At 71.7% G+C, this 20385-nt stretch carries 18 protein-coding genes; 8 read left to right on the top strand and 10 right to left on the bottom strand.

What is annotated here, in order from left to right:
- Window positions 1-189 precede the first annotated feature (189 nt).
- On the bottom strand, window positions 190-1452 hold the full coding sequence (locus OTB19_RS14355; protein ID WP_420716839.1) for an extracellular solute-binding protein: 1263 nt from the start codon (window positions 1450-1452) through the stop codon (window positions 190-192).
- Window positions 1453-1614: 162 nt separating this feature from the next.
- On the opposite strand from OTB19_RS14355, the gene OTB19_RS14350 reads away from it, so the two are divergent.
- On the top strand, window positions 1615-1830 hold the full coding sequence (locus tag OTB19_RS14350; RefSeq protein ID WP_267798542.1) for a dodecin: 216 nt from the start codon (window positions 1615-1617) through the stop codon (window positions 1828-1830).
- Window positions 1831-1924: 94 nt separating this feature from the next.
- Here OTB19_RS14350 and OTB19_RS14345 read toward each other — a convergent pair whose 3' ends face one another.
- Window positions 1925-2422: a hypothetical protein gene (locus OTB19_RS14345; protein WP_267798541.1), complete on the bottom strand. Its 498-nt coding sequence runs from the start codon at window positions 2420-2422 to the stop codon at window positions 1925-1927.
- Between the two features lie 138 nt (window positions 2423-2560).
- Here OTB19_RS14345 and OTB19_RS14340 point away from each other — a divergent pair, with 138 nt between their 5' ends.
- The gene (locus OTB19_RS14340) at window positions 2561-3550 is read left to right on the top strand and encodes an LLM class flavin-dependent oxidoreductase (RefSeq protein ID WP_267798540.1); all 990 of its coding nucleotides are present in this window, start codon (window positions 2561-2563) and stop codon (window positions 3548-3550) included.
- A 73-nt stretch (window positions 3551-3623) separates the two neighbouring features.
- Entirely contained in the window at window positions 3624-6050 is a 2427-nt protein-coding gene (locus OTB19_RS14335; protein ID WP_267798539.1) for an excinuclease ABC subunit UvrA, read from the top strand.
- A gap of 31 nt (window positions 6051-6081) precedes the next feature.
- Here the strand turns inward: OTB19_RS14335 and OTB19_RS14330 are convergent, their stop codons facing one another.
- The 4 genes from OTB19_RS14330 to OTB19_RS14315 form a co-directional block, all read right to left on the bottom strand.
- Entirely contained in the window at window positions 6082-6489 is a 408-nt protein-coding gene (locus tag OTB19_RS14330; protein ID WP_267798538.1) for a hypothetical protein, read from the bottom strand.
- A gap of 410 nt (window positions 6490-6899) precedes the next feature.
- Window positions 6900-7640 carry a succinate dehydrogenase/fumarate reductase iron-sulfur subunit gene (locus OTB19_RS14325; RefSeq protein ID WP_266952202.1) on the bottom strand — a complete coding sequence of 247 codons (741 nt, stop codon included), beginning with the start codon at window positions 7638-7640 and terminating at the stop codon, window positions 6900-6902.
- The gene (locus tag OTB19_RS14320) at window positions 7637-9598 is read right to left on the bottom strand and encodes a fumarate reductase/succinate dehydrogenase flavoprotein subunit (RefSeq protein WP_267798537.1); all 1962 of its coding nucleotides are present in this window, start codon (window positions 9596-9598) and stop codon (window positions 7637-7639) included. The genes OTB19_RS14325 and OTB19_RS14320 overlap by 4 nt, the downstream gene beginning before the upstream one ends.
- 2 nt (window positions 9599-9600) lie before the next feature.
- The gene (locus OTB19_RS14315) at window positions 9601-10305 is read right to left on the bottom strand and encodes a succinate dehydrogenase (RefSeq protein WP_267798536.1); all 705 of its coding nucleotides are present in this window, start codon (window positions 10303-10305) and stop codon (window positions 9601-9603) included.
- Window positions 10306-10399: 94 nt separating this feature from the next.
- Between OTB19_RS14315 and OTB19_RS14310 the strand changes: the two genes are divergently transcribed.
- Window positions 10400-11281 carry a LysR family transcriptional regulator gene (locus OTB19_RS14310; RefSeq protein ID WP_267798535.1) on the top strand — a complete coding sequence of 294 codons (882 nt, stop codon included), beginning with the start codon at window positions 10400-10402 and terminating at the stop codon, window positions 11279-11281.
- 268 nt (window positions 11282-11549) lie between these two features.
- Here OTB19_RS14310 and OTB19_RS14305 read toward each other — a convergent pair whose 3' ends face one another.
- Window positions 11550-12191 (bottom strand): TetR/AcrR family transcriptional regulator, encoded by a 642-nt coding sequence (locus OTB19_RS14305; RefSeq protein ID WP_267798534.1) that lies wholly within the window; start codon window positions 12189-12191, stop codon window positions 11550-11552.
- A 116-nt stretch (window positions 12192-12307) separates the two neighbouring features.
- On the opposite strand from OTB19_RS14305, the gene OTB19_RS14300 reads away from it, so the two are divergent.
- Window positions 12308-13384 (top strand): FAD-dependent monooxygenase, encoded by a 1077-nt coding sequence (locus tag OTB19_RS14300; protein WP_267798533.1) that lies wholly within the window; start codon window positions 12308-12310, stop codon window positions 13382-13384.
- Window positions 13385-13690: 306 nt separating this feature from the next.
- Here OTB19_RS14300 and OTB19_RS14295 read toward each other — a convergent pair whose 3' ends face one another.
- Both OTB19_RS14295 and OTB19_RS14290 read right to left on the bottom strand, forming a co-directional pair.
- Window positions 13691-15841, bottom strand: coding sequence for a putative bifunctional diguanylate cyclase/phosphodiesterase (locus OTB19_RS14295; protein WP_267798573.1), 2151 nt, complete (start codon window positions 15839-15841; stop codon window positions 13691-13693).
- A gap of 134 nt (window positions 15842-15975) precedes the next feature.
- On the bottom strand, window positions 15976-16806 hold the full coding sequence (locus OTB19_RS14290; protein ID WP_267798572.1) for an SAM-dependent methyltransferase: 831 nt from the start codon (window positions 16804-16806) through the stop codon (window positions 15976-15978).
- 328 nt (window positions 16807-17134) lie between these two features.
- On the opposite strand from OTB19_RS14290, the gene OTB19_RS14285 reads away from it, so the two are divergent.
- The 3 genes from OTB19_RS14285 (at window position 17135) to OTB19_RS14275 (ending at window position 19560) form a co-directional block, all read left to right on the top strand.
- Window positions 17135-17884, top strand: a complete 750-nt coding sequence (locus OTB19_RS14285; RefSeq protein ID WP_267798532.1) for a hypothetical protein — start codon at window positions 17135-17137, stop codon at window positions 17882-17884.
- A gap of 42 nt (window positions 17885-17926) precedes the next feature.
- Entirely contained in the window at window positions 17927-18697 is a 771-nt protein-coding gene (locus tag OTB19_RS14280; RefSeq protein ID WP_267798531.1) for a DUF4239 domain-containing protein, read from the top strand.
- A gap of 200 nt (window positions 18698-18897) precedes the next feature.
- Window positions 18898-19560 carry a hypothetical protein gene (locus OTB19_RS14275; protein WP_267798530.1) on the top strand — a complete coding sequence of 221 codons (663 nt, stop codon included), beginning with the start codon at window positions 18898-18900 and terminating at the stop codon, window positions 19558-19560.
- Window positions 19561-19753: 193 nt separating this feature from the next.
- On the opposite strand, the gene OTB19_RS14270 is transcribed toward OTB19_RS14275, so the two are convergent.
- A complete protein-coding gene (locus tag OTB19_RS14270; RefSeq protein ID WP_267798529.1) occupies window positions 19754-20266 on the bottom strand; it encodes a hypothetical protein in 513 nt (170 codons plus the stop codon).
- Window positions 20267-20385: the final 119 nt, after the last annotated feature.

Here is a 20385-nt window from a genome sequence, read left to right as displayed (position 1 = left end):
TCCGGGCACGGAGAGACAGGCCGGCAGGTTGGTGGCCTGGCTCCTTTACTTCTTCCGTGACCGGCTGGATTCGACATGACCGCTCAGCGGCGGCCGGATGTGCGAACGCTGAACTCGGCGGACGCGCGGGCGGACCCGCGGGAGGGGGCCCTTGTCGCGGTCGGCGTCGCCTCGATCGTGGGGGTCGCCTCAGTGGTCGGAGCCGAGGATCCGGCTGAGGGACTCCGAGGCGGTCTTCGCGGCCCGCTGGGGGTCCTGTCCGGTGAGCACGGCCGTCATGTACGGCTTGATGGGGTTCTCGGCCTCGACCTCGGCCCACCGGGCGGACTGCGGGGTGGCCCGGCCCTGGGCGGCGCCGACGGCCATGGTGGCGGCGCCCTCGTTGCCCTCGACCACGTGGGCGAGGGTGGTCTTGTTGGGGACGTAGCTCATGGTGGTGGCGAGTTCGGTCTGCCACTTCTCGCTGACGAGCGCCGTGATCAGGTCCACGGCGTGCTCACGGTTCCCCGCCTTCTCCGGGATGATCAGGTCGGATCCGCCGGTGAAGACGGCGCCGGGCTTCTCGGTGCTCTTGCCGGGGATGGGGAAGAAGCCGAGCTTGTCCTTCAGGGCCGGGTTGGCGGCCTCTATCGCCGCCGCCTGGCTCGGCGGGCCGATGATCTGGGCGATCCGGCCGCGCGCGAAGACCTCGGACTGCGGGGGTGTCTCCTCGTCGGCGTCCTTGGGGCCGTCGCCGAGTCCCTGGAGTTGCCGGTAGAACTCCATGGCGTTCAGGGCCTTCTCGTCGTCGAGCGCGCCGGCCCACTCACCGTTGGTCTGCACGGCGAGTTCGCCGCCCTCGTCCCAGATGAAGCCGGCGAGGACGTACCAGTTCTGGCCGGGGAGGTAGATGCCCTGCTGTTCGCCCTTGTCGAGCCGCCGGGTGGCCTGGATCCAGTCCTGACGGGTCTTCGGCGGGGTGGTGATCCCGGCGTTCGCGAAGAGTTCCTTGTTGTAGATCACCACCCGGTTGGCGGCGTACCAGGGAACTCCGTACTGGGCGCCGTCGACGCTACCCGGGTCGGAGAGGCCCTTGAGCCAGTGTCTGCTGTCCCAGTCGCGCAGCCCGTCCATGGTGACTTCGGAGATGCCGCCGGTCTCGACGTACTGGGCCACCTGGGTGTTGCCGACCTCGATGACGTCGGCGCTCTCCTTGCTCGTGCCCTTGAGGACGGCGTTGACCTTGTCGCCGATGCCCGTCCATTCCTGCATCTTGACGTCCAGGTCGATGCCGGCGTGCTCCTTCTCGAAGTCGGCGGTGAACTTCGCGATGAAGTCGTCCGAGGCGCTGCCCTTCATCAACCAGAGCGTCACCTTCTCGGGCCCGCCTTCGGATCCGGCCACCGGGCTGCAGCCGGTGAGGGCGGTCGCGGCCGCGAGAACGGTGCACATGGCGAGGAAGCGCATCTTCACGGGGGTCACCTTCTGGGGATGGATCTCAGATGGCTTGAAATTGGCATAGACCAATAGGCTGGTCAAGACCTTTCGCTCGGGATTGTTCACGCAAAGTTCGCGGACCTGGACTTACTGGGGCACCTTGGAACAAGGCAACAGCGACCACTGTCGGGAGACCCCATGTCCCACCACACGTACCGGGTGACCGAGATCGTCGGCACCTCTCCAGAGGGCATCGATCAGGCCATCAAGAACGGAATCGCCCGCGCGGGGCAGACGATCCGCAACCTCGACTGGTTCGAGGTCACGCAGGTGCGCGGACACATCGAGAACGGCGAGATCGGCCACTACCAGGTCGGCCTCAAGGTGGGCTTCCGCATCGACGGCGAGGAGTGACGCGAGGTCTGGGGAGAGACGGGAGGTCTGACGCCTCCCGGTCGAAGGCGAGGGCCGCCGCGCCCCGCCCCGGGCGGCACGCGGGGGCCGCCTCTCAGGTGCGGCCCTCGCCCTCCTGGGCGGACTTGAGCTCCGGCGCGTCCGCCGCCCAGTCCGCGAGCACCACCCGGAAGCCGGCCGTCCGGGCCGCCTGACAGACCAGCTCGTCGTCGTCCACGAGCATCCGCACGTCCCGCCCCCGGGCGAGCCGCCCCAGCACCTCCAGCTTCGTCGTCCGGGCCGGGCGGCGGTCCTGGTTGCCCCGCATCCACAGCCGCCCCTCCGGCAGACCGTGCCGGGTCAGCCACTCGACGGTGTCCGCACGGCACCGTTCGGGGCGCCCGGTGAGGTACACGACCTCACAGTCCGCCGCGCTCTCCACCGCCAGCGCCACCCCGCGCGCGAGCGGCGGATCAGCCGGGGCCGCTCCGAAGAAACCCGCCCAGTCCCGGGGGCGCCGCTCCAGAAAGTGCTGCCGGTGGTCGGTGTCGGCCAGGGTGTTGTCGATGTCGAAGACGGCCAGCGGGCGGCGGTTGTCGGTCTCACGCGTCATACGACCAGCCTAGGTTCCGCCGTCGACGTGGCGCCGGTCAGGCCCGCGCCGACCCGCCGGCGCTCGACCCGCGGTGCAATCCCCCTCGCGCCCTCCCGGACCGGGGAATCCTCCTCGCTCCACGACGTTGACACCGGTGTGATCCGAAAAATCTCGATACTCGACCGGTCCCGGACCCGCGAGGGCCACAGCGCCCCGCAGGCGCTGCGCGACACCGTGGCGCTGGCGCGCGCCGCGGAGGAACTGGGCTACCACCGCTTCTGGGTGTCGGAGCACCACAGCGTGCCCGGCGTCGCCGGTTCCGCGCCGACCGTGCTCGCCGCGGCCGTGGCCGCCTCCACGCACAGGATCCGGGTGGGCACGGGCGGGGTCATGCTGCCCAACCACCAACCGCTGGTGGTCGCCGAACAGTTCGGGGTCCTGGAGTCCCTGTTCCCCGGCCGCGTCGACATGGGCCTCGGCCGCTCGGTCGGCTTCACGGACGGGATCCGGCGGGCACTGGGACGGGACACCAGGGACGCCGACCTGTTCGAGGAGCAACTGACCGAGCTGCTGGGCTGGCTGGACGGAACCCAGCGCGCCCACCCCCAGGTCCACGCCCGTCCGGCGGAGGGACTGCCGATCACGCCCTACGTGCTGGCCACCGGCGAGGGCGCGGGCATCGCGGCGCGGGCCGGGCTGCCGATGGTGGTCGGGGATCTGCGGGGCCGGGCGAAGGTGACCGAGGTCGTGGAGCGCTACCGCGAGGAGTTCCGGGCGTCCGCCTGGGGCGCGGAGCCGTACGTGATGGTCTCCGGAACCGTGGCGGTCGCCGAGACGGAGGAGGCCGCCCGCCGGATCCTGGTACCGGAGGCGTGGTCGCTCGCGTACTCCCGCACCCGGGGCAGCTTCCCGCCGCTCCGGCCGGCCGAGGAGGTCGAGGCGCTGGAGATGAACCCGAAGGAGCGCGAACTGTACGAGGGCGCGCTGGTCGGGCACATCCACGGCACTCCGGAGCAGGTCGCGGCGGAGCTGACCGAGGTCGCGCGGTCGACGGAGGCGGACGAACTGCTGGTCACGACCTCCACCCACGACCGGACGGCCCTGCTGGACTCCTTCGCGGGGCTGGCCCGGCTCGCGGGGCTCTGAGCGGGCGCCGCATGCCGATGTGATCGGGGGGCGGGAGCGGAGGCGACGGTCCCGCCGCACTAAAGTGGGGCGAATGCACCACTCCCCCACCCCGGGCCCGTACGCCCCCGGCCCCCCGAGCCCGAGCCACGACCCCTGTGTACGGGTCCGGGGCGCCCGGGAGCACAATCTGCGCGGGGTCGACGTGGACATCCCGCGCGACGCGCTCACCGTCTTCACCGGCGTCTCCGGATCCGGCAAGAGCTCCCTGGCGTTCGGGACGCTCTACGCCGAGGCCCAACGCCGCTACTTCGAGTCCGTGGCCCCGTACGCCCGCCGGCTGATCCACCAGATCGGCGCCCCGAAGGTGGACTCCGTCACGGGCCTGCCGCCCGCCGTCTCGTTGCAGCAGCGACGTTCCTCGCCCGGCTCGCGTTCCTCGGTGGGCACGGTGACGCTGCTGTCGAACTCCCTGCGGATGCTGTACTCGCGGGCGGGCACCTACCCCGACGGCGCCGAACGGCTCGACTCGGACTCCTTCTCCCCCAACACGGCCGCGGGCGCCTGCCCTTCCTGCCAGGGGCTGGGGCGCGTACACCACACCAGCGAGGAACTCCTCGTACCGGATCCCGACCTGTCGATCCGCCAGGGCGCGATCGCCGCCTGGCCGGGTGCCTGGCAGGGCAAGAACCTGCGGGACGTCCTCGACGCGCTCGGGTACGACGTCGACCGCCCTTGGCGGGAGTTGGCGGCCAAGGACCGCGAGTGGATCCTGTTCACGGAGGAACAGCCCGTGGTGACCGTGCACCCGGTGCGCGACGCGGACCGCATCCAACGGCCTTACCAGGGCACGTACATGAGCGCGCACCGGTACGTGATGCGGACGTTCTCCGACAGCAGGAGCGCCACCCTCAGGGCCCGGGCGGAGCGGTTCCTCACCGACGCGCCCTGCCCGGTGTGCGAGGGGCGTCGTCTTCGCCCCGAGGCCCTGGCGGTGACCTTCGCGGGCCGCACGATCGCCGAGGCGGCGGCGCTCGCGCTGACGGACCTGGACGAGGTGCTGGCGACGGCGCCCTCGGAGGGTGAGGCGGCGCGGGTCCTGGTCGAGGACCTGCGTTCGCGCATCGACCCCGTCACCGAGCTGGGACTCGGCTACCTGAGCCTGGACCGCACCGCACCCACCCTGTCGGCGGGCGAACTGCAACGGCTGCGGCTGGCCACGCAGTTGCGGTCGGGCCTGTTCGGAGTGGTGTACGTCCTGGACGAGCCCTCGGCAGGGCTGCACCCGACGGACACCGAAGCCCTGTTGAGCGTGTTGGACCGGCTGAAGGCGGCCGGGAACACCGTCTTCGTCGTGGAACACCACCTGGACGTGGTGCGCCACGCGGACTGGCTGGTGGACGTCGGGCCGGCGGCCGGCGAGCACGGCGGGCAAGTGCTGCACTGCGGGCCCCCGGCCGCACTGGCCGACGTGGCCGAATCGGCGACCGCGCGGGCCCTGTTCGGGACGGAGGAACCCCTCGCGCCCCGACCGGCGCGCACCGCCGGCGCGACGATCCGGCTCAGCGGGGTACGGCGCCACAACCTGCGCGGTGTCGACGCCGAGTTCCCGCTGGGGGTGTTCACCGCCGTCACCGGCGTGTCCGGGTCCGGGAAGTCCACGCTCGTCGGGCAGGCGCTCGCCGAGGAGGTGTCCGGGCGGCTCACCGATCCGAACTTTCCCGTACGCCGCCTCGTGGAGGTGGACCAGAAGCCAATCGGCCGGACCCCGCGGTCCAACCTGGCCACGTACACGGGGCTGTTCGACGTGGTGCGCAGGCTCTTCACGGCCACCGAGGAGGCGAAGGCGCGCGGCTGGAAGGCCGGCCGGTTCTCCTTCAACGTGCCGGGCGGCCGCTGCGAGACCTGCCAGGGCGAGGGGTTCGTGTCGGTGGAGCTGCTGTTCCTGCCGAGTACGTACGCACCGTGTCCGCAGTGCGCGGGCGCCCGCTACAACTCCGAGACGCTGGAGGTCCGTTATCGGGGCCTGAACATCGCGGAGGTGCTCGGTCTGACGGTGGAGGCCGCGACGGGGTTCTTCGCGGAGGTCCCGGCGGCGGGCCGCAGCCTGCGGGCACTGGAGGAGATCGGGCTGGGCTACCTGCGGTTGGGCCAGCCGGCGACCGAACTGTCCGGCGGGGAGGCGCAGCGCGTCAAACTGGCGTCGGAGCTCCAGCGCTCGCGCCGCGACCACACCCTGTACCTGTTGGACGAGCCGACCACGGGACTGCACCCGGCAGATGTGCGGGTGTTGATGCGGCAGTTGCACGGCCTGGTGGACGCCGGGCACTCGGTGGTGGTCGTGGAGCACGACATGGCGGTGGTGGCCGGCGCGGACTGGGTCCTCGACATGGGCCCGGGCGGTGGTGCGGCGGGCGGCCGCGTGATCGCGTCGGGAACCCCGCGCGAGGTGGCCCGCACGCCCGGCAGCGTCACGGCGGGCTACCTGGCGCGGGCACTCGGGGGCGAGGGCGGGGGCTGACATCCGCCTCCCGGGCAGGCACCGGGAAGGCTCAGGCGTCGCCCGGCAGCAGTTGCTGCGGGAGTTCGCGGAAGCTCCACTCGCCCCGCCGGCGGGTGAAGACCCAGACGAGGTCGTAGCGGTCGGGCCAGATCGCGGGGACCCCGAGGACCTGGTGTGCGCCGAGGGCGCGGACCAGGCGGGGCATGCCGGCGTACTCCCAACAGACGAGCACGGGCATCCGCGCGGCCAGGGCGGCGCGGGCCAGTCCCGCTTCGGCGCCGATGCCGAACTCGGTGCGGACGGGGGTCTTCAGCGCGGCGGCCAGCGCCTCGACGGTCTGCTTGCAGCGGGCCGGGGCGGGCGGCTTGCCGCCGGTGGCGAAGACGGCCGCGGGCCGGGCAGGACGGAACCGCGGCTCGGCGGGAAGAGCCGGTGCAGTTCCTCGGCGCGGCGCCATCCCCGGCCGGCCAGGAAGCCGGGGTCCTCGTTGCCGTCCTCGTCCTCGCCGGTGTCCCCGGCGTACGGCTTCTCCCCGTGCCGGATCACCATCACGACGGCGTCCTTGGCGACGGCCTGGGGGCCGGGCGCCGGACCGGCGGGTTCCTCGGAGGCGCAGCCGGCCACCGCGAGCGGGGCGAGGGCGGCGGCCAACACGGTGCGGCGGCGCGGTCCGGTCCCGGCGGGGGCTTCTGGCATGGGGCTCACTGTCCCCCACGCGCCGCGCGCCGCCGGGGCGCGGCGCGACGTACGGCCCGCACGAGCGCCCGGTCGGCGGATCGGGTCAGCCGATCGGCCCAGGCCGGGGGAACCGGGGCCGGCCGGCCCGGACCCGGCGGAGGACGCTCGTACGGGGCTCACACGGCCCGGTCAGCCCTTGCGGACCGCCCGCAGCCACTCCTTGTTCATCGCGGCGATCGACGGCAGCGGGATGCCCTTCGGGCAGGCCGTGGCGCACTCGCCGGTCAGGGTGCAGCCGCCGAATCCCTCGTCGTCCATCCGGGCCACCATGTCGAGGACGCGGGTCTCGCGTTCGGGCGAGCCCTGCGGCAGGACGTTGAGGTGGTTGACCTTGGCGGAGGTGAACAGCATGGCCGAGCCGTTGGGGCAGGCGGCCACGCACGCACCGCATCCGATGCACTCCGCGTGCTCGAAGGCGTGGTCGGCGGCCGGCTTGGGCACCGCGGTGGCGTGCGCCTCGGGGGCGGCGCCGGTGGGGGCGGTGATGTAGCCGCCGGCCTGGATGATCCGGTCGAAGGCGCTGCGGTCGACGACGAGGTCCTTGACGACCGGGAAGGCCGAGGCCCGCCAGGGCTCGACGTCGATGGTGTCCCCGTCGGCGAAGGAACGCATGTGGAGCTGGCAGGTCGTGGTGCGCTCGGGTCCGTGGGCGTCACCGTTGATGACGAGGCTGCAGGCTCCGCAGATGCCCTCGCGGCAGTCGTGGTCGAAGGCGACCGGGTCCTCGCCGCGCAGGATGAGGTCCTCGTTGAGGGTGTCGAGCATCTCCAGGAACGACATGTCCTGGGAGATGCCGTCGACCTCGTAGGAGGCCATGGCGCCCGGGGTCTCGGGGTTGCGCTGGCGCCAGACGCGCAGGGTGAGCCTCATGCGTAGCTCCGCTGGGTGGGGTGGACGTACTCGAAGACGAGGTCTTCCTTGTGCAGGACGGGTGCGGCGCCGGTGCCCTGGTACTGCCAGGCGGCCACGTACCCGAACTCCTCGTCGCGGCGGGCGGCTTCGCCGTCCGGGGTCTGGGACTCCTCGCGGAAGTGCCCGCCGCAGGACTCGGCGCGGTGGAGGGCGTCGAGACACATCAGCTCGGCGAGTTCCAGGTAGTCGATGATGCGATTGGCCTTCTCCAGCGACTGGTTGAACTCGGCGCCGCTGCCCGGGACCTTGATCCGCTTCCAGAACTCCTCGCGGATCTCCGGAATGCGGGCCAGTGCCTTGCGCAGACCGGCTTCGGTGCGGGCCATGCCGCAGTACTCCCACATGAGTTCACCGATCTCCCGGTGGAAGGAGTCGGGGGTCCGGTCGCCGTCGACGGCGAGGAGTTTGACCAGGCAGTCGCGGGTCTCGCGCAGCACCGCGGCGACCTCGGGGTGGTGGTCGTCCAACGCATCGGCGTCGGCCTCGGCGTGGCGGCGGGCCAGGTAGTCGTTGATGGTGGAGGGGAGGACGAAGTAGCCGTCGCCCAGGCCCTGCATCAGCGCGGAGGCGCCGAGGCGGTTGGCCCCGTGGTCGGAGAAGTTGGCCTCGCCGATCGCGAACAGGCCGGGGACGGTCGTCTGGAGGTCGTAGTCGACCCACAGTCCGCCCATCGTGTAGTGCACGGCGGGGTAGATCCGCATGGGCACCTCGTACGGGTTCTCCGCGGTGATCCGCTCGTACATGTCGAAGAGGTTGCCGTACTTCTCCGCGACCTTGTCCTTGCCCATGCGGCGGATCGCGTCGGCGAAGTCGAGGTACACGCCCTGTCCGCCGGGGCCGACGCCGCGACCCTCGTCGCAGACGTTCTTCGCGGCGCGGGAGGCGATGTCGCGGGGCACGAGGTTGCCGAAGGAGGGGTAGATCCGCTCCAGGTAGTAGTCGCGCTCGTCTTCGGGGATGTCGGCGGCGGGCCGGGTGTCGCCCTCGGCCTTGGGGACCCAGATCCGGCCGTCGTTGCGCAGCGATTCGCTCATCAGGGTGAGCTTCGACTGGTGGTCGCCGGTGCGCGGGACGCAGGTGGGGTGGATCTGTGTGAAGCAGGGGTTCGCGAAGTGCGCGCCGCGTCGGTGCGCCCGCCAGACGGCGGTCGCGTTGGAGTTCATGGCGTTGGTGGAGAGGTAGAAGACGTTGCCGTAGCCGCCACTGGCCAGGACCACCGCGTCGGCGTAGTGGGCCTCGATCGTGCCGGTGATCAGATCGCGGGCCACGATGCCCCGGGCCACTCCGTCGATCGTGATCAGGTCGAGCATCTCGGTGCGGGCGTGCATCTCGACGTTGCCGGCGGCGATCTGTCGGGAGAGCGCCTGGTAGGCGCCGAGCAGCAGTTGCTGTCCGGTCTGACCTCGGGCGTAGAAGGTGCGGGAGACCTGGACGCCGCCGAAGGAGCGGGTGTCGAGGAGGCCGCCGTACTCGCGGGCGAAGGGGACGCCCTGGGCCACGCACTGGTCGATGATCTCGACGGAGATCTGGGCGAGGCGGTGGACGTTGGACTCGCGGGCGCGGAAGTCGCCGCCCTTGACGGTGTCGTAGAAGAGGCGGTGCACGGAGTCGCCGTCGTTGCGGTAGTTCTTGGCGGCGTTGATGCCGCCCTGCGCGGCGATGGAGTGGGCGCGGCGCGGTGAGTCGGAGAAGCAGAACTGGACGACGTGGTAGCCCTGCTCGGCGAGGGTGGCGCCGGCGGCCCCGCCGGCCAGACCGGTGCCGACGACGATGACGGTGTGCTTGCGGCGGTTGGCCGGGTTGACGAGTTTGGCCTCGAAGCGGCGGCGGTCCCAGCGTTCGGCGATCGGGCCGTCGGGGGCCTTGGTGTCGACGATCGGGTCGCCGAGGGTGTAGTCGGCGTAGGGGGTGCTCATGGTCAGCTCACCACTCCGGTCATGACGGCGACGGGGACGGACACGAAGCCCGCGAAGAGGACGAGGGCCAGGGCGTCGGCCAGGATCTTCAGGGCCCGGTCACGCCGGGCGTTGCCGGCGCCGAGGGTCTGGGCGGCGCTCCAGAAGCCGTGGCGGACGTGCAGGCCGAGGGCCGCCATCGCCACGATGTAGATGGTGTTGCCGTACCAGGTGGAGAAGGTGGACAGCACGTTCTCGTACGGGTGGCCGGCCCAGGCGCGCTCGTTGACGGTGAGCGTGGTGAGGTCGAGGAGGTGCCAGACGATGAACAGGGCGAGGATGATCCCGCCCCACCGCATGGTGCGGGTGGCATAGCTCGCGCGCCGCCGCTTGTGGGCGTACTTCACCGGGCGTGCCTTGATGTCGCGGCGGCTGAGCTGGTACGCGCAGACCCCGTGGGCCACGACGGCGGCGACCAGCACGAGGCGGACGATCCACAGGGCCCACTCGTGGTGCAGGAACGGGGAGCCGAGCGTGCGCAGCCAGTGGGCGTAGCCGTTGAATTCGTCCGCGCCGAAGAAGATCTTGAGGTTGCCGAGCATGTGGACGACGAGGTAGCCGAGCATGATCAGGCCGGAGACCGCCATCACGGACTTCTTGCCGACGGTGGAGTCCCAGAGCGTGCGCGAGGTGGACGGCCGTCGATCCGTCCGGGTTGCCAATGCCATGACATCGACGGTAGGGACGAAGGTCCCGAAAGGTCCAAGACATGGTGAAGCTGATGTCGATAGGGATTCCCTATACAAGGGCTACGCTGGCACGATGCAGTTCCAGCAGCTCGTGTACTTCGTGGCCGTTGCCGAGACCCGGCATTTCACCCGCGCGGCAGAGCGTGAACACGTGGCGCAGCCTTCGCTGTCCCAGCAGATCAAAGCGCTCGAAAGGGAGCTGGGCGCGGAACTCTTCAGCCGGGCGCGCGGCAACATCGCGCTCACCGACGCGGGCGAGGCCCTGCTGCCGCTGGCCCGACGCATCCTCGCGGACGCCGACACGGCGCGGCTGGAGGTACAGGAACTGGCGCAGCTGCGGCGCGGGCGGGTGCGACTCGGAGCCACGCCGAGCGTGTGCACGGGGCTGCTGCCGGGCGTGCTGCGGGCCTTCCACTCCGCCCACCCCGGGATCGAGCTGCTGATCGAGGAGAGCGGGTCACTGGACCTCGTGCGGGAGCTGGCGCGGGGGGTCTTGGACCTGGCCCTCGTCTCGCTGCCGCTGCCGCCGTCGGCACCTGCCCTGACCACTGTGGAGTTGTTGACGGAGGACCTGGTGGTGGTCTCCTCGGCCGCCCTTCCGCCGCCGGCGGGAGGCGGCCCGCTGACGATCTCCGCCTTGCGGGACGAACCGATGGTGATGTTCCGACACGGCTACGACCTGCGCGATCTGACGGTGGCGGCCTGCCGGGCGGCGGGCTTCGAGCCGGTGTTCACGGTGGAGGGCGGCGAGATGGACGCGGTGCTCGGCTTCGTCCGCGCCGGCCTGGGCCTCGCGGTGGTCCCGGCCATGGTGGTCGCCCACGGCGGCCCCGGCCTCCGCGCCACCCCGCTGGCCGGCTCCCCCCTGCGCCGCACGATCGCACTGGCCCACCGCACGGACGTCGCCCCGCCCCGCGCGGCTCGGGAACTCAAGCGCATGCTGCTGGTGCACTGACCGGACCGCTGCGGGGGCTGCGGGGGGAGGGGTGGGGCGGATCCGATGCGGGGGCGGCGGGGCTGCGGGGCTGCGGGGCATCCAGTGGGCGGGCGGGCTCGATGCGCGGTGGCGGGCTCGGGGCGATGCGGGTCGCAGGGCGGTGTGGGCTGCGGCTGCGGGGACCGTCCAGCGCACGGGCAAGCTGCGACCGGCGGCCGGGGGCCGGAACCTCGGACCCGGAGCGCCGAACCTGGAACCCGGAGGGCGCGGGCCGCGACCGGCTCGTTCAGGAACGTCTGGACAGGTTCGCGTCGAGCCCTTCGGCCAGCATCCCGAAGGCCTGGTCGGCTTCGGTGACGGCTGCCGCGTAGGCGTCGTCCGCGCTCACGCCCGAGGCGATGCGAGCCCAGTTCGCCCTGCCCAGCCCCTGACGTACCGCCACCAGGTGCGTGGCCGCCATGCGAGCGGCGAGCGGGGCGACGGACTCCGCCTCCAGGACTTCCGCGAGCAGTTCCACCTCACGGGTCGTGTAGTGGGCCATGCGGCCCTCCAGGCTCGCCGTGGAGTACAGCAGCTCCTGGAACGCCAGGACGTTCGGATGATCGCAGAGGCCGGTGATCGGGTCCCGTTTCGCGAGGCCCGCCAGGAAGTGCGCATGGAGCGCACCCCCCGGGGTCTGCCCACTTTCCCGGTCGCGCACGATGCGCGCCGCCTCGTCCTGGTGGTCCGCGAAGCGATCGAGGATCAGATCCTCCTTGCTCGGGAAGTACCGGAACAGGGTGGGTTTGGAGACCTCGGCCGCAGCGGCGACATCCGCCACCGAAACGGCGTCGAAGCCTCGTTCCAGGAAGAGTTCCAGCGCCGTGGCCGCCAGCCGGTGACGCGTTCGTAGTTTCTTGCTCTCACGGAGCCCTGTCGTATTTTCCATGTCACACACCGTACACACAAGACGTGACCGAGTCAAATATTTGACCGGGTTGCATTTTCCTTCCGGATCCGCTTTCCTTGAGTCATCGACGAGAATTGGCGACGAGAGGACATCCGATGACCGACGTTCTGATTGCGGGTTCCGGCCCCACCGGCCTGACGCTCGCCTGCGACCTGGCACGCCGCGGCGTCACCGTGCGCGTCATCGACCAGCGCGCCTCGCCGCACCGCGAGTCCCGCGGCAAGTCCCTGAACCAGGACGGCCTCAAGGTCTTGACGGACCTCGGCGTCGCCGGGCGACTGGCGGCCGTCGGCATCCCGGACCTGACGTTCCGCAAGTACTTCGACGGCGCCCATGTCAATGACACCCCCGTCCCCGACTTCCTGTTCCTGGCCCAGTGGCAGATCGAGGCGGTGCTGCGCGACCGGCTTGCCCAGTTCGGTGTGCACGTCGAGTACGGAGCCACACTCGCGGACGTGCGCCAGGACTCCACCGGGATCGACGCGGAGTTGGCCGATGGCCGGGTCATCCGAGCCGGGTACCTTGCGGGATGCGAAGGCGGACACAGCACGACCCGCACGCTCCTCGGGATCGCCTTCGAGGGGACGAGCGAGGAGGACGAGGCGATGGTGGTCGGGGACGTGACGGCGCCGGGGCTGGGGCGGGACGTCTGGCACCAGTGGTTCACCTCGGACGGCGGGGTCATGTTGCTCTGCCCGATACCAGGGACGGACACCTTCCAACTCCAGGCCTCCCGGGAGCGCGACGAGCACGGCCGGCCACTGCCGCCCTCACTGGAGAGCTTTCAGCGACTGTTCGACCGGCACGCCCGGATGCCGGGGATACGACTCGGGAAAGCCACCTGGCTGTCGACCTGGCGGGTCAACGTCCGCATGGCGGCCCGGATACGCGAGGGCCGGGTCTTCCTCGCGGGAGACGCGGCCCACGTCCAACCGATCGCCGGAGGGCTGGGCATGAACACCGGGATCCAGGACGCGGCGGCCCTGGCGCGAACACTGGCCGCGGCGCTCGGCGAAGAGACCGGGCCCGTCCGGGAGGCGGCTCTCGGCGCGTACGAGGCCGAGCGGCTTCCGGCGGCCGCCGAGGTCTTGACCGAGACCGTCCGACGGCACCGACGGGTGCTGGCCGCGGTGCGCACGGCGGGCAACGGTACAGAGTCCGGACGGGGCTGACCTCCCCCGCGACCCGCCGGGGGCGCCCCCGGCGGTCGTGTCCCGCTCACGCCCGGCCGGCACCCGAACCGGGACGGCGGCCCCGCGGCGCTCATTCGCACCGCACGCCCGACCGGAAACGGCACCCCGGCGACGCTCCCCATACCACCCACCCGAACCGTGACCGCAGCCTCGCAGGTTCGCCGCACCGCCCCCACCGCTGAACACGGGCGACGCGCGCGGCACGGCCGGCACGCCGAACACCGCCCCACACCGCCGCCGGGACACCCGGGCCGGGGCGGCGCCGCGGGCGTCAGGAAGGTGGCGTCAGGGAGTGGGGACCGCGTCCGAGAGGGAGAGCGAGTGGATGCGGTCCGGGGCGCCGGGACGGGCGTAGTACCAGCCCTGCGCGGTGTCGCAGCCGAGGTCGCGCAACTGGGCGGCCTGGACCCCGGTCTCCACGCCCTCGACGGTCACGGCGAGTTCGAGGCTGTGCGCCAGGGCGACGATCCCCTCCACGATCTTGACGTCGACGGGGTTGGCCGGCTGGTGCTGCATCCCCTGGGTGAAGGAGCGGTCCAGCTTCAGGACGCTGACCGGGAGGCGGCGCAGGTTGGCCAGGTTGGAGTAGCCGGTGCCGAAGTCGTCGAGGGCGATGTCCACGCCGAGGGCGGCGAGCCGGCGTAGCGGCTCGAGGAGTTCGTCGTCGGCTCCGATCAAGGCCGACTCGGTGACCTCCAGGCACAGCGCGCCCGGGGCCAGCCCGGAGGCCTCCAGGACCCGCACGGTGTCGGCGACCAGGCCGGGGTGATGGAGCTGGGTCGGCGACAGGTTGACGTTGATCCGCAGGGCCGAGCCGCCGTACTGGCGCTGCCAGTTGCAGGCCTGCCGGACGGACTCCTCCAGGACCCAGCGGCCGAGGGGCACGATCAGTCCGGTCCGCTCGGCCAGCGGGATGAAGCGGTCCGGGCCGAGTACCCCGTACTGCGGGTGCGACCAGCGCACCAGGGCCTCGGCGCCGTGGACGCTGCCGTCGTGCATGTGCACCAGCGGCTGGTACTCGATGAAGAACTCGCCGCGTTCCAGCGCCGCCGGGAGGGCGTTGGTCAGGCCGTGCCGGGTGATGGCGCGGGCGTCGGCCTCCTCGTCGGCGAACTCGAAGCGGTTCCCACCGGCCGCCTTGGCCCGGTACATCGTGATGTCGGCGCTGCGCAGCACCTCGGCCGGGGTGCGTTCGCCCGCCGGGCCCTCGACGATGCCGATGCTGCCCCGGACGGTCAGCTCCCGCCCTTCCAACCGGATCGGGGTGGAGAGCGCGGAGAGGATGCGGACCGCGAGTTCCGTCACCTTCTCCTCGGTGTCGGAGCCGGTGGTCAGCGCGACGAACTCGTCGCCGCCGAGGCGCGCGACGACCTCGCCGGGCCCGGTCGCGCAGCTCTCCAGCCGGTCGGCGACCTCCACGAGCAGTCGGTCGCCCGCCGAGTGTCCGAGGCTGTCGTTGACCGCCTTGAAGCCGTCGAGGTCCAGGTAGCACAGGCCGAATCGGCTGCCGCCGGCCCCGTTGAGGGCCTTTTCCAGGCGTTCGAAGAAGAGCGTCCGGTTGGGCAGGCCGGTCAGGGCGTCGTGGGTGGCCTCGTAGCGCAGCCGCAGGTTCAGCAGCCGGCGTTCGGTGGTGTCCTCCATGAGGGCCAGTTGGTACTGCGGCCGTCCCTCGGCGTCACGCAACAGCGACACCGTCAGGTTGGTCCACAGCACGGTTCCGTCGTGCCGGTAGTACGGCTTCTCCACCCGGTAGTGCTCGCGCTCGCCGCGCACCAGTTCGCCGTACATCCGCCAGACGTGCGGGGTGTCGTCGGGGTGGCCCCAATCGCTGACGTTGCGGCCCCGGACGTGTCCTTCGAGGCCGCCGAACATCTGCAGGAGGGTGTCGTTGACCTCCAGTACGTTGCCCTGGAGGTCCGCGATGCCGATGCCGATCGCGGCGCCCTCGAAGACGGCGCGGAAGCGTGCCTCGCTGGCGTGCAGGGCCTTCTGGGCGTCGATGCGTGCGGTCAGGGCGGAGCGGGCGATGGCCTCCTGCTCCTTGAGGGTGCGTTCGCGCAGCGCCCGGGCGAACCCGGCCGCGATGCCGTGCTGGAGCCGGGCGCAGCGGGCCCGGTACTCCTCGGTGCCCTCCACTCCGGCGCCGTCCGGGCCGCAGTACAGGACGAGGTACGACTCGACCACGCCGAGGGTCCCGGCGAGGGCCTCCGGGTCGGTGCAGTGCACGGCGACGAGTTCGGCTCCGACCCGCTGGGCGATGGTCGCGTCGAAGGGTCGCGCGTGCAGCGCCTCGGTGAGGGTGCGGGTGAGCGGGACGAGGTGTCGTTCGAACTCGGGCCGGGTCAGCGACGTGGCGGTGACCGGGAAGATGGCGCGCCCCCAGATCGTCGCGAAGCGCGCGATCCGGTCCTCCAGTCCGCTGCGCAGTTCTCCCACGGGCGCCCGGCCCGCGCGCGGGCCGGGCGGCGGGTTGTCCTCGCTCGGGGGTTCCTTCGGGTGCTTCCCGACCCCGGCGCCCGACTGGAGGGCCGAGGTCGGGCCGGCGGAGTGCGGGGTCGGAGCCGGGAGTCTCACGCCTTGCGTCCCACGCCGCCGAAGCCCGAGAAGGCGTACGGGTCCTCCGGAGTGTCGCCGTCGGCCGGCGAGTCGGCGCGGTCGGGGTGCCAGTCCGGCATGGAGACGAGGCCCGGTTCGACCCATTCGAAGCCGTCGAAGAAGCGGCTGATCTCCTGGTGGTCGCGCATCACGAGCGGGTTGCGGATGTCCCGGTAGACGCCGACGGCCCCGCCCGCGACCTCCTGGGACAGGGGGATGCCCTCGTACGAGGCGTGGGTGAGGATCAGCAGGCTGCCCGGGCCCAGCGCGTCGCGCAGCTGCGCGACGGCGGTGTACGGGTCGTCGGAGTCCTCGATGAAGTGCAGGACGGCGACGAGCAGCAGTGCGACCGGGCGTTCGAAGTCGATCAGTCGGGTGACCTCGGGGCCGGCGAGGATCTCCTGCGGCTTGCGCAGGTCGGCGGCGACGACTCCGGTGAGTTCGTCGCCGGCCAGGACGGCCTGGCTGTGCGCGACGGCCACCGGGTCGTGGTCGACGTAGACGACGCGCGCCTCGGGGCTGGCGGCCCGGGCGATCTCGTGGACGTTGCCGAAGGTCGGGATGCCGGAGCCGATGTCGAGGAACTGGGTGACGCCCTGGGAGACGGCGTGACGGACGGCGCGCCGCATGAATGCCCGGTTGGCCTGCATGATCTTGGGGAGGCCCGGCAGGAATTCCATGGCGCGCCGGGCGGCCTGGCGGTCGACCTCGAAATTGTGCGAGCCGCCCAGGTAGTAATCGTAGATGCGGGACACGCTCGGCACCGATATGTCGATGCCTGGCGGGGCCCAGGCGGGGCGCTCCATCGGGGTCTCCAAGCGGTAGTCGTGCCGTGGGCCGTCGAGGGTCCGCCCGGGGGTCGGACTCCTGTCCGAGCCGAATGTACTGATCATTGCCCAACGGAGCGAGCAAAAGCGGAAATTGGCGATCCGTTCTTGGTCACACACCAAAGCCAGGAACGGGTCCCTCCGGGGGCTTTGAGCGAAACCGACAAATACCTTTTGGGAATTGACCGGTGGGTAACCTGACACGATCGAAGACTGGCTCAAACCTCTATGGTCCGAACTCCGCCCGTTCAGGCGAACCAGAGCCGACCTTCACGTGCGCGGGCGCGCGCGGGCCCATGCTCCCGGGGTGAACAGAGCCTGTGCCCGGCGCCTGCTGGCGGTCCCGGTCCTGCTGTGGGCGGCCTTGTCCGCCACGCCGGCCGTGGCCGATAGCCGCGCCTACGCGACGATCGACACCGGGGACGGCGCGAGCGCCGTCCGGGTGCTCGCGGCCGCCGGCAAGGGCGGGGGCGGAGCCGGCCGAGGTGGCGTACATCACGAAAACAGCCACGTCGTCGGCCGCGGAAACGACCAGGGGAACAGCGAGGGAGCCGACCGCGGAAACGGCCGTGGCCATGGTCACGGCCACGGCGGGCACCACGGTGGGCACCACGGCGGAGGTCATCACGGCGGGCACCACTGCCCGCCGCCGCCTCCCCCACCGTGCCCACCGAAGCCGACTCCCACGCCGACGCCCACCCCGCCGAAGCCCACCCCGCCACCGAAGCCCAAGCCCACCCCGCCGCCTCCCGCGCCGCCGAAGCCGGCCCCCAAGCCGGCGCCGAAGCCCGCCCCCAAGCCCGTGCCCAAGCCGGCGGCACCCGCGGCGCCGGTCCTCGTGGTCCACAAGCCGCCGGTCGCTGCGCCGAAGCCCGCACCGGAGCCGGCGCCCACCCCCGTGGTGACCCCACCGCCCGCGCCGCCCAAGGTCGTGGCCCGGCCGAGCTACCACGCGGCGACCCGCAAGCCGGTCGAGCACCACATCTCGCCGGTCACCTTCACCCTCATGACCGCGGCTCCCGCGGTGCTCGCGATCGTCGCGCTGCGCCCGCGCTGACCCGCTCTCGATCCTTTCCCTACCCCTCGTCTTGGAGTCTTCTTGTCGGAATGGCTCGTCCTGTCCCTCGCGATGGCAGCGGCCTGTGCCGTGGTGCTGTCCATCGCCTTCTTCAATCACCGGCGGATCGGCGACGACGACGATCCGAACGAGACCCCGGACGTCATCGAGTACATGACGATGATGATCGGGGTGATCTACGCGATCGTCCTGGGCCTGGCGATCGCGGGCGTCTGGGAGGGCCGCGGGGCCGCCCAGGAATACGTGCGCCAGGAATCGCAGGCCCTGCACGAGATCAGCGTCCGATCCGAGGTCTATCCGGCGGACATCCGCAAGAAGATCCGCTCCGACGTCGACGCGTATGTGACGCACGTGGTCGACACGGAGTGGACGCAGATGGCGGAGAAGGGTGAACTCACCGATCAGAGCGCAGAGTTGTTGGAGCGCATCCGCCGGGACGTGACCGACTACGAGCCGCGGACCAACCACGAGGGGCAGGCCTACCAGCCACTGGTCGACCAGGTCGCGCTCGTGGACGACGCCCGCAACGCCCGCGGCCAGAGCGCCGGCGCCACCATGCCCGGAGTGGTGTGGTTCGGGCTGATCGCCGGCGCACTGGTGACGGTCGGGCTGATCTTCACCCTCCAGATCCGGCGCTCGTTCCGCGAGATGCTGCTGGCGGGGCTGTTCAGCGCCCTGATCGCCTTCCTGCTCTTCCTGATCTGGGACTTCGACGCACCGTTCGGGCGGGGGATCGCGGCGACCGCGGAACCGTTCCTCGCCCAGTTCCCGCATCTGGGCCTGGAGAACTGACGGAACACCGCACCCCGACGCCCGTCGGCAAACCGGGGACGGGCCTCCCGTCCCCGGTTCGGCCTACCGGCATGCCCCATTCGCCCGTTCCTGATCGCGGGTCACGGCCCCCGCACCTAGCGTGGCGAGCATCGAGGCGCACGACCCCCCACGTGCGGAAACCGTTCCGCGGCTGCTCCTCGGGGATCCGGAGAAACTCCATGGGTGCGATACGCAGCTCCGCCACAGCCCTGCTGAGCGCCGGTGCCACGGGCGCCGCTCTCGCGCTCGGCGCCTTGGGCGCGCCCGCCGCGACTGCGGCCGAGGCCGCGCCCATCACCTCGTTCGGCTTCACCATCACCCCCTCGACCGTCGCGCCCGGCGGTCAGACGGTGCTCTCCGTCACCGGCTGCGATGCGGCGTTCGCCACCGCCTCCTCCGGGGTCTTCGACACCGTGAGCATCGCGCGCGGCCAGACCGCGCGGGTCACCGTGGACCGGGACGCCCGGGTCGGGGCCCTGTACTCCGTCTCCTTCACCTGCAACGGAGAGACCGGCTCCGCCGACCTGACGATCGCCGGCGGCACGGCCCGGCCGACCACCAGTTCCACCGTGGGCGTCCGCCGCACGCCGGCCCCGATCCCGCCCCCGCCGCCCGTCGTCGTCCCCACCCGGACGCCGACCCGGTCGGCCGGCGTCACGCCCACCCGGTCCGTGTCCCGCCCCGCCTCCAGTGCCCCCGGACTCGGTGTCCGAGGCGGCCTCGGCGGCAGCGTGGCCGGCATGGACCCCGTGGAGTTGGGCCTGGGTGCGGCCCTGGTGCTCGCCGGCGCGGCCGGTACCACGTACGCCTTGCGCCGTCGCCGCTCGGCCCGCGGCCACTGACCCGCCCGCACGCCCGTACCCCGCCCCCCTGGTACACACCACCGGTACCGCCCGACCCGTACGCACCACCAGCAGCGCCCATCCCGCCCGTACGCACCATTCGCCACCCGCCCGACAACCGCCGGTCGCCCCCAGTCCTGGTCAGGACTTCGGGGCGACCGGCGGTTCCGGGACGACCGGGGAGGTCAGCCGGTCAGACCCGGCCGGCGACGGGACGGCGACGGCGCATCACGTGGACGCCGGCCCCGAGGGCGGCGGCACTGATGAGCCCCGCGCCGATCGCGGTCTCGGTGGAGGACGGGCCGAAGGAGCCGCCCAGGCCGCCTTGCGCACCGCGCCCGTCGAGGATCGTGAAGCGGTGCGTGGCCACCAGGCTGTTGTCGTGGCACTTGACGGACAGCGTCTGGTGGCCGGGAGACGCGTGGTTGAAGATGCGGACGGTCGCGAACCCGATGGAGCCGGCCGACAGGTTCGTCTGCGGAAAGTTGCCGTGCGACCAGACCGTGCCACCGTGGCCGCAGCCGGCCGCGCTGACCTGCATCGTGGAGCCCTGGTGGACGGAGTACGGGTTGACCGTGACGTTGCTTGGGCCGTTGCCGCCGCCTGATGGCGGCCCGCCCGCCGGGTTCGCCGAAGCGAACGGAATCCCGAGACCGACGACGGCGAACGCCGCGGCGGTCACGGCAAGAGCGCGAGAAGCACGCATGGTGGAACCTCCAGCGGGAAGCGCCCCGGAGCGGTCGCCCGGGAAGATCGACGAGAACGCCTCCCATCACGAACCCTCGGGGCGGCTCGCAACCAGCGCATTTCCGGCTTTGGGCCGCC

The sequence above is a fragment of the Streptomyces sp. H27-H5 genome, from assembly GCF_026627505.1.
Lineage (GTDB): Bacteria > Actinomycetota > Actinomycetes > Streptomycetales > Streptomycetaceae > Streptomyces.
This window is presented reverse-complemented; position numbering and strand designations above follow the sequence as displayed.

Bases quoted from the DNA above. Each gene is read 5' to 3' on its own strand.
- OTB19_RS14350 (WP_267798542.1), top strand. From the start codon at position 1,615: ATGTCCCACCACACGTACCGGGTGACCGAGATCGTCGGCACCTCTCCA.
- OTB19_RS14345 (WP_267798541.1), bottom strand. From the start codon at position 2,422: ATGACGCGTGAGACCGACAACCGCCGCCCGCTGGCCGTCTTCGACATC.
- OTB19_RS14335 (WP_267798539.1), top strand. From the start codon at position 3,624: ATGCACCACTCCCCCACCCCGGGCCCGTACGCCCCCGGCCCCCCGAGC.
- OTB19_RS14330 (WP_267798538.1), bottom strand. From the start codon at position 6,489: ATGGCGCCGCGCCGAGGAACTGCACCGGCTCTTCCCGCCGAGCCGCGG.
- OTB19_RS14325 (WP_266952202.1), bottom strand. From the start codon at position 7,640: ATGAGGCTCACCCTGCGCGTCTGGCGCCAGCGCAACCCCGAGACCCCG.
- OTB19_RS14320 (WP_267798537.1), bottom strand. From the start codon at position 9,598: ATGAGCACCCCCTACGCCGACTACACCCTCGGCGACCCGATCGTCGAC.
- OTB19_RS14315 (WP_267798536.1), bottom strand. From the start codon at position 10,305: ATGGCATTGGCAACCCGGACGGATCGACGGCCGTCCACCTCGCGCACG.
- OTB19_RS14310 (WP_267798535.1), top strand. From the start codon at position 10,400: ATGCAGTTCCAGCAGCTCGTGTACTTCGTGGCCGTTGCCGAGACCCGG.
- OTB19_RS14305 (WP_267798534.1), bottom strand. From the start codon at position 12,191: ATGGAAAATACGACAGGGCTCCGTGAGAGCAAGAAACTACGAACGCGT.
- OTB19_RS14300 (WP_267798533.1), top strand. From the start codon at position 12,308: ATGACCGACGTTCTGATTGCGGGTTCCGGCCCCACCGGCCTGACGCTC.
- OTB19_RS14290 (WP_267798572.1), bottom strand. From the start codon at position 16,806: ATGGAGCGCCCCGCCTGGGCCCCGCCAGGCATCGACATATCGGTGCCG.
- OTB19_RS14275 (WP_267798530.1), top strand. From the start codon at position 18,898: ATGGGTGCGATACGCAGCTCCGCCACAGCCCTGCTGAGCGCCGGTGCC.
- OTB19_RS14270 (WP_267798529.1), bottom strand. From the start codon at position 20,266: ATGCGTGCTTCTCGCGCTCTTGCCGTGACCGCCGCGGCGTTCGCCGTC.